The organism is Thalassospira profundimaris (assembly GCF_003326795.1).
GTDB classification, from domain to species: domain Bacteria; phylum Pseudomonadota; class Alphaproteobacteria; order Rhodospirillales; family Thalassospiraceae; genus Thalassospira; species Thalassospira profundimaris_C.
The window spans coordinates 14,488-26,401 of the sequence record NZ_JPWI01000009.1 but is presented as its reverse complement, the minus strand read 5'-3'; the positions used below and the strand labels follow the sequence as shown (position 1 = coordinate 26,401).

Annotated in this window: 9 protein-coding genes; 7 read left to right on the top strand and 2 right to left on the bottom strand. The window is 53.8% G+C overall.

Annotation, left to right across the window (positions count from 1 at the left end; genetic code table 11):
- The first annotated feature begins 2 nt into the window (after nucleotides 1–2).
- Both TH30_RS13930 and TH30_RS13925 read left to right on the top strand, forming a co-directional pair.
- Nucleotides 3–248, top strand: coding sequence for a DUF2312 domain-containing protein (locus TH30_RS13930; RefSeq protein ID WP_007090950.1), 246 nt, complete (start codon nucleotides 3–5; stop codon nucleotides 246–248).
- 76 nt (nucleotides 249–324) lie between these two features.
- Entirely contained in the window at nucleotides 325–771 is a 447-nt protein-coding gene (locus TH30_RS13925) for an MmcB family DNA repair protein (RefSeq protein ID WP_114098713.1), read from the top strand.
- Between the two features lie 57 nt (nucleotides 772–828).
- Here TH30_RS13925 and TH30_RS13920 read toward each other — a convergent pair whose 3' ends face one another.
- The gene (locus TH30_RS13920; protein WP_114098712.1) at nucleotides 829–4,311 is read right to left on the bottom strand and encodes an indolepyruvate ferredoxin oxidoreductase family protein; all 3,483 of its coding nucleotides are present in this window, start codon (nucleotides 4,309–4,311) and stop codon (nucleotides 829–831) included.
- Between the two features lie 396 nt (nucleotides 4,312–4,707).
- On the opposite strand from TH30_RS13920, the gene TH30_RS13915 reads away from it, so the two are divergent.
- The 5 genes from TH30_RS13915 to TH30_RS13895 all read left to right on the top strand — a co-directional run bounded on the left by TH30_RS13915 (nucleotide 4,708) and on the right by TH30_RS13895 (nucleotide 10,648).
- On the top strand, nucleotides 4,708–5,154 hold the full coding sequence (locus tag TH30_RS13915; protein WP_114098711.1) for a VOC family protein: 447 nt from the start codon (nucleotides 4,708–4,710) through the stop codon (nucleotides 5,152–5,154).
- 201 nt (nucleotides 5,155–5,355) lie between these two features.
- Nucleotides 5,356–6,009: a Crp/Fnr family transcriptional regulator gene (locus TH30_RS13910; RefSeq protein WP_114098710.1), complete on the top strand. Its 654-nt coding sequence runs from the start codon at nucleotides 5,356–5,358 to the stop codon at nucleotides 6,007–6,009.
- A gap of 219 nt (nucleotides 6,010–6,228) precedes the next feature.
- Entirely contained in the window at nucleotides 6,229–7,113 is an 885-nt protein-coding gene (locus TH30_RS13905) for an MBL fold metallo-hydrolase (RefSeq protein WP_114098709.1), read from the top strand.
- An 18-nt stretch (nucleotides 7,114–7,131) separates the two neighbouring features.
- Nucleotides 7,132–8,805 (top strand): bifunctional protein tyrosine phosphatase family protein/NAD(P)/FAD-dependent oxidoreductase, encoded by a 1,674-nt coding sequence (locus TH30_RS13900; RefSeq protein WP_114098708.1) that lies wholly within the window; start codon nucleotides 7,132–7,134, stop codon nucleotides 8,803–8,805.
- Between the two features lie 58 nt (nucleotides 8,806–8,863).
- Nucleotides 8,864–10,648 carry a SulP family inorganic anion transporter gene (locus TH30_RS13895; protein ID WP_114098707.1) on the top strand — a complete coding sequence of 595 codons (1,785 nt, stop codon included), beginning with the start codon at nucleotides 8,864–8,866 and terminating at the stop codon, nucleotides 10,646–10,648.
- A 59-nt stretch (nucleotides 10,649–10,707) separates the two neighbouring features.
- On the opposite strand, the gene TH30_RS13890 is transcribed toward TH30_RS13895, so the two are convergent.
- A complete protein-coding gene (locus TH30_RS13890) occupies nucleotides 10,708–11,889 on the bottom strand; it encodes a benzoate/H(+) symporter BenE family transporter (protein ID WP_114098706.1) in 1,182 nt (393 codons plus the stop codon).
- Nucleotides 11,890–11,914 lie beyond the last annotated feature (25 nt).

The following is an 11,914-nucleotide window of genomic DNA, read 5'->3' as shown; positions in this document are numbered from 1 at the left end:
TGATGACCGAAGTCGGTGGTATCGCAGCCGATCAGCTTGCGAGCTATGTAGAGCGTATCGAACGCCTCGAAGAAGAAAAAGCCAACCTGATGGCTGACATCAAGGAAGTCTATGGCGAAGCCAAGGCATTGGGCTATGACGTGAAAATCCTGCGCCAGATCATCCGCCTGCGCAAAATGGAGGACCACGAGCGCACCGAACAGGAAGAAATCCTCGAGGTTTACAAACGCGCACTGGGCATGAGCTGACACTTTTTGTCAGTAGACATACACGATCCCATGAAGCCCGCTTTCGAGCGGGCTTTTGTTTTTGTAAGATTTCGCCATGGAAACAAGAACCCGCCCCCAAATCACATCTGAAGTCACAGACGGTGTCTGTCGGCTTTTGTATCATCATCAGATGGCCTGTTTGACAGAGCTGCGTCTGGGTAATGGTCGGGGGCTGGATGTTTTGGCATTGGGGGCCAAGGGGGAGTTGTGGGCGGTTGAGGTCAAATCTTCTGTGGAGGATTTCCGGGTCGATCAGAAATGGGAAAGCTATCTTGATTATTGCGACCGGTTTTTCTTTGCCGTGCCGATGGAGTTTCCAAAGGAACTGATCCCTGGAAATGTTGGTTTGATCGTTGCAGATCGATATGAAGCCGCGATCATTCGTCAATGTGAGGAATGCTCACTTTCGGCCGCAAGGCGCAAAAAGCTTCTGATTTCGTTTGGTCAAACCGCCGCTACCCGTCTTCAGGGTGGGGGAGGTGATGCGGTGTTCATCACCTGATCGGGTTCAAAACAAAAGGCCCTGAAATATGTTCAGGGCCTTTGTTGATCAACGGGGTTATTCCGCCGCCTTAAGGTGTTCTGGCGGGTTGCGGAATTGTTCGATCAATTCTGCCTCGCGCTTTTTGACCTTGTCGATATTGCCATCCTTGATGTGGCCATAGCCACGGATCTGTTCGGGCAGGGCAAGCAGGGCATTGGCAATACGGGCATTATCCGCATTCAGGCCATCAATGACCTCGGTCACGAGTTTCTCGTAATCGGCAATCAGCTGGCGTTCCATCTTGCGTTCATGGGTGCGTCCGAACGGATCAAGTGCGGTTCCGCGCAGGAACTTGAATTTCGCAAGAACACGAAACGCACTCATCATCCAGGGACCATAGGTGGACTTTTTAAGCTGACCGCTTTCCGGGTCCTGTTTGGCAATGGCAGGCGGTGCAAGATGGAAGTGGATTTTGTAATCGCCTGCAAAATTCTTTGCCACTTTCTTCAGGAACGCCGGGTCCGTGTAAAGACGGGCAACTTCGTATTCGTCCTTATAGGCCAGCAGTTTGAAGTAATATTTGGCTACCGTCCGCGACAGTTCGTCTCCGTCCCCAAGCCGTTTTTCCGCAGCTCTGACTTTATCGACCAATGCAACAAAACGATCGGCATAGGCCGCGTTCTGATAATCGGTCAGGAAGGACCGGCGTTTGGCAACGATTTCGGAAAGGTCGGTTGCAATCGGATGGGCTTCGGTTTCGTTCGGACCGACGACTTCGATGACGCGTTTGGGATCATGGGCATAAAGGCGGCCCCAATGGAAGGACTGCTTGTTCATGTCCACAGCAACGGCGTTAAGTTCAATCGCCTGCATCAGGGCTTCTTCGCTGATCGGGATCAGGCCACGCTGCCAGGCAACACCAAGCATGAACAGGTTGGTTGCAATCGAGTTGCCCATCAGACGGGTGGCAATGTCGCTGCCCTCAACGAAATGAACCGCATCCGCCCCGCAGGCATCGTTGATGACTTTCATATGCTCGTTGGTTCTGAGCTGGAAGTCCGGATTGCGGGTAAAGGCACCGGTGACGGTTTCATGGGTATTAATTACTGCCTGGGTGAAGTTGCGGCGCATCTTGGCAAGGCCCTCAAAACTTGCCGCCACCAAAAGATCACAGCCCAGAACCACGTTTGCTTCACCCGCCGGAATACGCGCGGCATGCAGTTTGCTCTGGTCATTGGCAAAACGGATATGGCTGACCACAGCACCACCTTTCTGGGCAAGACCGGCCATATCAAGGCCGACAATGCCTTTGCCTTCGATGTGGGCGGCCATGCCAAGTAATGCGCCAATGGTGACAACGCCCGTACCACCAACACCGGTGATCAGCACGGACCATGGATCATTGATATCCGGCAAGGTCGGACGTGGCAGGCTGGCAAAAACGGCATCACCTGTTTTGTCGCCCTTTGCGGCTGCTTCAGGCTTGCGGAGCGAACCGCCTTCGATGGTCACAAAGCTCGGGCAGAAGCCATTCAGGCAAGAGAAATCCTTGTTACATGCGGACTGGTCAATCGCACGTTTACGGCCAAACTCGGTTTCAACCGGGACAACGGCAAGACAGTTGGATTTTTCACCGCAATCGCCACAGCCCTCGCACACCAGATCGTTGATGAACACGCGCTTGGGCGGATCAACCATCAGTTTGCGCTTCCGGCGACGGCGTTTTTCGGCCGCACAGGTCTGATCAAAGATCAGGATCGTAACGCCTTCGATTTCACGAAGCTCTTTCTGCGTATTATCAAGCTCGTCACGATGACGGATGTCGACACCCGGCGCAAAGTCCGCGCCCATCGGATATTTTTCAGGCTCGTCTGACAAGACGATGATGCGTTTGGCACCTTCGTCAAACATCTGACGGGTGATCTGCGGAACCGTAAGCGGACCATCAACCGGCTGCCCGCCGGTCATGGCAACTGCGTCGTTAAACAGGATTTTGTAAGTGATATTGACGCCTGACGCGACGGCTGCCCGCACAGCAAGCGAGCCGGAGTGATAGTAGGTGCCATCGCCAAGGTTCTGGAAAACGTGCTTTGTGTGGGTGAACGGGGCTTGGCCGATCCATGTCGCACCTTCGCCGCCCATATGGGTAAAGGTTTCGGTGGATCGATCCATCCAGTTGACCATGTAATGGCAACCGATACCGGCCATGGCGCGGCTGCCTTCGGGCACCTTGGTTGAACTGTTATGCGGGCACCCCGGGCAGAACCATGGAATACGCGCGACATCCGGGCGCGGTTCGGCGATTTCCTTTTCTTTTTCAGCAAGCCAGTTGATGCGTTCATGGATGGCCGGGCTGTCATAGAAACGCTTGATGCGTTCGGCCAGAACCACAGCAATCCGGGCCGGGGTCAGTTCATCCATGGATGGCAGGATCCATTCGCCTTTTTCGTCGAACTTGCCGATCACCGTCGGGCGCACATCTTCGCGCCAGTTATAAAGCTGTTCCTTGACCTGGTTTTCCATCACCGCGCGTTTTTCCTCGACGACGATGATTTCCTCCAGCCCCATGGCAAATTCGCGAACGTCATCGCGGTTAAGTGGCCAGCTCATGCCGACTTTCAAAACGCGAATACCGATCTTGGCAGCATCGGCTTCGGAAATGCCGAGATCGTCAAAGGCCTGCATGACATCAAGATAAGCCTTGCCCGCAGTAATAATGCCGATACGGGCATTCGGGCTGTCGATCACGGTTTTATTGAGCTTGTTGGCGCGCGCATATGCCAGTGCGGCATATAGCTTGTATTTCATCAGGCGGTGTTCCTGTTCCTTTGGCGTATCAGGCCAACGGATGTGAAGACCACCTTCGGGCATCGCAAAATCTTCGGGAATGATCGGGGTGATGCGATCCGGCGCAACATCGGCAGCGGCCGAACTTTCGACCGTTTCTGCGATGGTTTTCATTGCCACCCAGCAGCCGGAATAGCGGCTCATCGCCCAGCCATGAAGACCGAAATCAAGAATATCCTGCACACCTGACGGGTTCAGAACCGGGATCTGCGCATCGATAAAGGCATATTCGGTCTGATGGGGCAGGGTGGATGATTTGCAACTGTGGTCATCCCCGGCCAGAACCAGAACACCGCCATGTTTTGAGGTGCCAGCATGGTTGGCATGCTTGAACACGTCACCCGACCGGTCAACACCTGGGCCCTTGCCATACCACATGCCAAAGACGCCATCATATTTGGCGTCTTTATACATATTCACCTGTTGGCTGCCCCAGACGACGGTCGCAGCCAGGTCTTCATTCACACCGGGCTGAAATTCGATTTGCTGTTTGGTCAGGAATTTCTTGGCACGCCAAAGCTGTTGATCAAGGCCACCCAGCGGCGATCCGCGATAGCCTGAAATGCAGCCAGCAGTATTCAACCCCGCGCGCGCATCCAATTGGCGCTGCATCAGGGGCAAGCGTACCAGCGCCTGAATACCCGTCAGGTAAACACGACCTTCTTCGAGCGTATATTTGTCGTCCAGGCTGATTGCCGCCAATTGTGCCATGACCGGTCTCCCTTGGGATCTCTCTGATATGCGGGGTCATTTCGGGCCGTTCGCACTGCATTTATTGATATGGGTGTTATTGCAGTGTTTCGGTATGACCTGTTTGTCTTTCATCCGGTGACAGCTTGCGGGACAGATACCGGATACAAGAATGGTAATGAATACTGACCTTTTTTCAAAGTGAACTCGCATCGCAATGCGTAAAACGCCTGATTGCATCGGTTGACGTTGGGTCAACTTATTATTTACTTATTTCAGTACCGATTTACGCGCAATATAATTGCGTCTTTGTTGCGGTGCGAAACTTCACGGCATGTCGAGTCCGGGCTCGGATACACAAAAGGACCGTGTTAAAGTGGCACGGGTTTTGGGTGCTCTGACACCGAGGAGCATAATATGGAACAGCGTGTATCGCTGATTACTTTGGGGGTGGCCGATCTGGACCGGTCACGCCGCTTTTACGAGGACGGCCTTGGCTGGCAAATGACCGAGATGGTCGAAGGCCAGGTGGTTTTCTATCAGTTGTCCAATGGTCTGGCACTTGGTCTTTTCGGTCGGGAAGACCTGAAAAAGGATGGGCATTTTGATGATGATACCGGTGCGACATTTGCGGGGCTGACCCTGGCCTATAACGCGCGCAGCGAAGAAGAAGTCGATCTGGTCATGGCCGATGCAGAGAAGGCCGGAGCAAAAATTCAGAAACCGGCCGAGAAAGTTTTCTGGGGTGGTTATTCCGGCTATTTCCGTGATCCTGACGGACATGCCTGGGAGATTGCCTTTAACCCGTTTTGGGAAATTGATCCTGCAGGGAATTTGATCATTCCTCCCAGCAAGGCGGAATAGCACTTGCCAGGGATAGAGGATGCGAAAGAGGGCAGTGCGTGGGTGCTGCCCTTTTTTATGTCCGGATTGCGTCAAATGGCATGGGGGAATGGACTGCAAGGTTGCATCAGGGGGAAATTCGTTTTACACAACTTGAATGTATTATTGGTCGCATTAAAATGAGCGATCAATAGTTGTACGCTAAACAGGGGGATCAGGATCGTGAGTTGGATTGACCAGTTTCAGGGTCTTTCGCGTTTGCCTGACGCCATTCGAAACTATCTCCTTGAAGAAAGCAAGATCGTTACGGTTCCGGCCAATACGGTCATTTTTGGCCCGGGAAAGTCGCCGGAAAATTTGTTGTTATTGCTCGAAGGAACCGTTCGGGTACAGCAAACGTCAGATGCCGGACGCGAAATTGTTTTATATCGGGTGCATGCCGGGGAAAGTTGCGTCCTGACCACCGCCTGCCTTCTGGCCTATGAGGACTATTCCGCAGAGGGTATCGCCGAGACACAGACCCGCGCCGTCGCAATACCCAGAGCAGCCTTTGACAAACTGGTGTCTGATTCCATCGAGTTTCGACAGTTTGTGTTCACCGCCTATTCCAAACGCATCACCGACCTGTTTGTTGTGATCGAGGAAATTGCCTTTCGCAGACTTGATATCCGACTGGCACAGAAGCTGATTGAACTTTGTGGGGCTGAGGACACAGTACTTTCAACCCACCAGAAGCTGGCAGTCGAACTGGGAACAGCCCGCGAAGTCGTGTCGCGGCAATTACAGGAATTCCAGCGGCGCGGCTGGATTGAGCAAACCCGTGGCACAATAAGACTGATCGACCGTGACGAGATCGGCAAGCTTGCAAAAAGCTGATGTCGCAATGTTTTCCGGCTTTTGCAGGATATTTTTATTAATACATCATGATGTTTCGTTGTTTGGTGACAAGGTCACTGAACACCCAGGCCAGAATGCATAAAATGAACAGCATAACATGATGATTTGTTCGGAAAAGCACCGAACAGGGCTCATCCCAACCTTGTCTGTCCTGCGCTGTGAACCACAACTTGCAGGCCGTACTGTTTAGGAGGAATTATGCCTGATTACCCGGTAAACATGTCTGTAAATCCAGTCGTATCAGCATTCTTTGATCCTGATACCAACACGATCAGCTATGTGGTCAAGGACCCGGAAAGCAACGCCTGTGCTGTTGTTGATTCCGTGATGGACATTGACTATGCGGCAGGCCGGATCAGCTTCGACCATGCTGACAAGATCATTGCCTTCATCAGGGAAAATGATCTCAAGCTTGAATGGATTATCGAGACCCATGTTCATGCCGATCACCTCTCGGCAGCGCCATATATTCAGGAAAAGCTGGGTGGCCAGCTTGGCATTGGTTCACAAATCACCGTTGTGCAGGACACCTTTGGCAAGGTGTTCAACGAAGGCACCGAGTTCCAGCGTGATGGCAGCCAGTTCGATCGTCTGTTCGAAGATGGCGACACCTATCAGGTCGGTTCGATGACCTGCTTTGCGATCTACACGCCGGGACACACGCCGGCATGCATGGTCCATGTCATGGGTAATGCCGCCTTTGTGGGCGATACATTGTTCATGCCGGACGGTGGTTCAGCACGTGCTGACTTCCCCGGCGGGGATGCGGGAACTCTCTATGACAGCATTCAGAAATTGCTCGCGCTGCCAGACGATATGCGTTTGTTCATGTGCCATGACTATGGTCCGAATGGCCGGGAAATCCGTTGGGAAACAACGGTCGGCGAGGAAAAGCAGAACAACATTCATGTTGGTAACAACAAAACCCGCGAAGAGTTCATCGCCTTCCGTACCGAGCGCGACGCGCAGCTTGATATGCCGCGTCTGATCATTCCGTCTCTTCAGGTCAATATGCGTGCGGGACGACTGCCAACCGATGAAAGCGGTCATCAGGTTCTTAAAGTGCCGGTCAACGGCCTGTAATTGTCGGGAGGATCACCCATGGATACCAGAAAGATCAGTGACGGGATTTCGGTCAGTCCGCAAATCACGCCAGATGATGTCAGCGAGATCGCCAAACTTGGCTTTCGGTCGATCATTTGTAACCGGCCGGATGGCGAAGGCGCGGATCAGCCGACCTTCGACGAAGTTGCCAGAGCCGCTGTCAAGGCAGGACTGGAAGCACGCTATCTTCCGATTGTGTCGGGAAAGGTAAGTGATCGTGATGCCGATGATTTTGGTCAGGCGCTTGATGCATTGCCAAAACCGGTATTTGCCTATTGCCGGACCGGAACCAGATCGGCAACGCTCTGGTCGCTAAGTCAGGCGACCCGTCTTGGTGCCAGTGAAATTCTGCGCGCAACCAAGGCCGCAGGCTATGACATGGGCGGCGTTGTTCGCCGTATCGTTAATGGTGGCAAAACCCCGACCGATAATGGCGATGCCCGCTACGATGTCGTTATTGTCGGTGGCGGGGCTGCTGGGATTTCCGTTGCGTCAAGTTTGCAGGCCCGCCGTTCGGGGCTTGAAATTGCAATCATTGATCCGGCCGACATCCATTATTATCAGCCGGGCTGGACGATGGTGGGCGGTGGTGTCTTTGATGCAAGCACCACGGCACAGACGATGGGATCACTGATCCCGAAGGGTGTTCACTGGATCAAGGCGGCTGTTGCTGCATTTGAGCCAAAGGATGATGCCATCGTTCTTGATGGTTGCCGGGTGGTTAAGTATGGCCGTCTGATCGTCTGTCCCGGGCTGAAACTTGACTGGCATCGTATTGAAGGTCTGGTCGAGACATTGGGCCGCAATGGTGTGACGTCGAACTATCGCTATGATCTGGCGCCTTACACGTGGGAACTGGTATCGTCGATGCGTGAAGGCGAGGCGGTGTTTACACAGCCCCCGATGCCGATCAAATGCGCCGGTGCCCCGCAAAAGGCGCTCTATCTGTCGGGCGATCACTGGTATCGCAATGGTGCGATCAACAACATCAATATCGGGTTTTATAACGCCGGTGGCGTGTTGTTCGGCGTAAAGGACTATGTTCCGGCACTTGAGAAATACATCGACCGTTATGGCGCAGAACTGAATTTCTTCCACAATCTTGTGGCGATTGACGGTGTTGCGAAAAAGGCCTGGTTTGATGTGGTCAAACCAGATAGCGCGGTCCAGCGGGTCGAGAAATCCTTTGATATGATCCATGTCTGCCCGCCGCAAGTCGCACCGGACTTTATCCGGGTGTCACCGCTGGCGGATGCTGCGGGATGGGTCGATGTTGATCAGTCAACGCTGCGTCATAAAACCTTTGCCAATATCTGGTCGCTTGGCGATGTGATGAATGCACCCAACGCCAAAACGGCCGCCGCTGCGCGCAAGCAGGCACCTGTTGTTGCGGAAAATGTTGTCGCCGATATCGATGGCAAATCACCGATTGCACAATATGACGGTTACGGTTCCTGTCCGCTTACGGTCGAGCGTGGCCGGATCGTTCTGGCCGAGTTCGGATATGGCGGCGCACTGCGACCATCCTTCCCGAAATGGCTGATTGATGGCACGCATCCGTCACGCCTTGCATGGTTGCTTAAGGAAAAGATCCTGCCTCCGATTTATTGGAAAGCGATGCTGCGCGGCAAGGAATGGATGGCAAAGCCGGAAAAGATTTCTGCCAACTGACCAATGATGTCGGGGGCGCTTGTCACCCCCGATTAACTCTGATCGAAGAGATCAATCGATGCTTTTGAAGTCGTTTGTAAAATATATTCCCGTCCTGGATTGGGGGCGGCGCTATGATCGGACCGCGTTCGGGAATGACATGGTCGCTGCCATCATTGTGACGATCATGCTGATCCCGCAATCGCTGGCCTATGCGCTTCTGGCAGGCTTGCCACCCGAGGCGGGGTTATATGCATCGATTGTACCGATCATTCTCTATGCGATCTTCGGAACCAGCCGCGCGCTTGCCGTCGGGCCGGTTGCCGTCGTTTCCCTGATGACGGCGGCCGCCATCGGCAATGTCGCCCAAACGGGAACCATGGGCTATGCCGTTGCTGCCCTGACACTGGCGGCTTTGTCCGGTGCCATTTTGCTGACGATGGGGGTGTTCAAGCTTGGTTTCCTTGCGAACTTTCTGTCTCATCCGGTAATCGCGGGTTTTATCACGGCATCGGGCATCCTCATTGCCGCAAGTCAGCTCAAGCATATTCTGGGTGTGAATGCCGGTGGTCATAACCTTTGGGAAATGGTGATGTCGCTGGTCGACCATCTGCCATCGACCAACCTGATCACGTTGCTGATCGGCGGGATGGCGACCGTATTTCTGTTCTGGGTTCGCAAGGGGCTCAAACCTGCCTTGCGCAAGATCGGCGTTGGTGCACGTCTTGCCGATGTCATAACAAAGGCGGGGCCGGTTGCTGCCGTCGTGGTGACGACATTGGCGGTCTGGAAATTCCAGCTTGCGGATGCCGGGGTGAAAATCGTTGGAGATGTACCGCAAAGCCTGCCACCACTGACCATGCCGGATTTTTCGATTGGTCTGGTTTCCGATCTTCTGATTCCGGCACTTCTGATTTCGGTGATCGGTTTTGTTGAATCGATCTCTGTGGCCCAGACGCTGGCTGCAAAACGTCGTCAGCGGATCAATCCGGATCAGGAACTGATCGGTCTTGGCGCGGCAAACCTTGGTGCCGCTTTTACCGGTGGCTATCCGGTAACCGGGGGCTTTGCGCGCTCTGTCGTGAATTTTGATGCCGGTGCCCAAACGCCTGCTGCCGGGGCCTTTACCGCAGTTGGTCTTGCGATTGCTGCGATTGCGCTGACCCCGCTGGTTTATTTCCTGCCAAAGGCAACTCTGGCTGCAACCATCATTGTGGCGGTGCTGTCGCTTGTGGATTTCTCGATCCTTAAAACCAGTTGGCGCTATTCCAAGGCGGATTTCGTTGCGGTTCTGGCAACCATTCTTCTGACCCTTGGTTTCGGGGTTGAGGTCGGTGTGACGTCCGGGGTGGTGCTGTCGATTGGTTTGTTCCTTTACAAGACATCGCGTCCACATATTGCGGAGGTCGGTCTGGTTCCGAGTACCCAGCATTTCCGCAATATCAAACGCCACAAAGTGATCACTGATCCCTCGGTTCTGACAATCCGGATTGACGAAAGCCTGTATTTCGCCAATGCCCGTTTCCTTGAAGATTACATCCTTGATCGTGTAGTCGGTGATGACCGGCTCAAGCATGTCATTCTGATGTGTTCGGCGATCAACGAGATTGATCTGAGTGCCCTTGAATCGCTTGAAGCGATCAATCACAGACTGGATGAAATGGGGATCACCCTTCATCTGTCCGAGGTCAAGGGCCCGGTGATGGATCGCCTGAAATGTGCCCATTTTCTTGATGAACTGACCGGGAAAGTCTTCCTGTCGCAATATGACGCGATGAGTGATCTGTTTAAGGCGCCGCTGGTCTCCGTCGCCTCCGTCACGCAAGAAGATGGCGATGAAAAGCCTGCGTCAAAGGCTGTTTGATCGCCACGATAAAACGACAAAAGCCCGGCATTGCGTATACCGGGCTTTTGTTTTTTGGGTCAGGTCTTTCGTTTCCCAAGGTGGGTCAGCAGATAAATCAGCCCCCCAGCCAGCAGCCCCCAGAACGCACCTGAAATCCCGTAGAATGTCAGTCCGGCGGCCGTAACGATAAAGGTCACAGCCGCAGCTTCGCGGCCATCTTCTTCCTTGAAGGCGGCAACGGTTGATCCGGCAAAAGCCCCGATCAGGGCAAGCCCGGCAACTGCTTCGATAAGGATGCTTGGTGCCAGACTGACAAAGGCGGTGACCAGGCCGGCAAGCAATCCGAAGACGATATAGAAAACACCGCCCGAAATTGTTGCCCAGTAGCGTTTTGATGGGTCAGGATGGGCGTCCTTGCCTGCACAAAGGGCCGCCGTAATTGCTGCCAGATTAACCGCATGTCCGCCAAATGGCGCGGACAATAGTGAAAAGATACCGGTTACGGTGAAAAGAGGACCCGGCGGTGTATCATAATCATTGGCCCGCAAAACAGCCGTTCCCGGAATATTCTGCGATGCCATGGTGACAATGAACAGTGGCAGGGCAATACCGATCAGGCCGCTTAACGTGAATTCCGGTATGACAAACTCGACCGGCGGGGCGATTGAGTTACCAAGATCGGCAAGGGCGTTTTCCGGAAACTCCACGCCAAAGATCATGACGGCAATAAAGGCCAGAAGAGCCGCAGGAACCGCCAATAGACGATTGAAACGCCCGACCACCAGCCAGGCAACAGCAATTGGCAGACCAAGCAATGGATTAAAGGCAACGGCCTTGACCGGCGCAAGGCAAAGTCCCAGCAGAACACCGGCCAGCATCGCATTGGCCAGCGGGGCAGGGATGCCCGCGACCGCGCGGCCCAATGGACGCCAGACACCGCTTATAACGATCAGGATCGCACAAACGATAAAGGCACCGACAGCAACGGCAAATCCCCCGTCAACTGCTCCGGACGTTGCCAAAAGTGCTGCTCCGGGCGTTGACCATGCAATGCTGATCGGCATGCGGGTTTTGAATGACAGGACGATCGCACATAGACCCATCGAAACCGAAAGTGCCATAAGCCCGGACGCCGCCTGTTCGGGCGATGCCCCGACGGCAGTCAATCCCTGTAGGACAACTGCAAATGAACTGGCAAACCCGACAAAACCGGCCAAAAGGCCCATGAAAATACTTTGAGGCGAAATATCCCGCAGCATGATGGCTCCGACATCTGACTATTCT

What these genes read in the sequence shown, in the direction of transcription:
- TH30_RS13930 (WP_007090950.1), top strand. Translation starts at nt 3, where the DNA reads ATGACCGAAGTCGGTGGTATCGCAGCCGATCAGCTTGCGAGCTATGTA.
- TH30_RS13925 (WP_114098713.1), top strand. Translation starts at nt 325, where the DNA reads ATGGAAACAAGAACCCGCCCCCAAATCACATCTGAAGTCACAGACGGT.
- TH30_RS13920 (WP_114098712.1), bottom strand. Translation starts at nt 4,311, where the DNA reads ATGGCACAATTGGCGGCAATCAGCCTGGACGACAAATATACGCTCGAA.
- TH30_RS13915 (WP_114098711.1), top strand. Translation starts at nt 4,708, where the DNA reads ATGGAACAGCGTGTATCGCTGATTACTTTGGGGGTGGCCGATCTGGAC.
- TH30_RS13905 (WP_114098709.1), top strand. Translation starts at nt 6,229, where the DNA reads ATGCCTGATTACCCGGTAAACATGTCTGTAAATCCAGTCGTATCAGCA.
- TH30_RS13900 (WP_114098708.1), top strand. Translation starts at nt 7,132, where the DNA reads ATGGATACCAGAAAGATCAGTGACGGGATTTCGGTCAGTCCGCAAATC.
- TH30_RS13895 (WP_114098707.1), top strand. Translation starts at nt 8,864, where the DNA reads ATGCTTTTGAAGTCGTTTGTAAAATATATTCCCGTCCTGGATTGGGGG.
- TH30_RS13890 (WP_114098706.1), bottom strand. Translation starts at nt 11,889, where the DNA reads ATGCTGCGGGATATTTCGCCTCAAAGTATTTTCATGGGCCTTTTGGCC.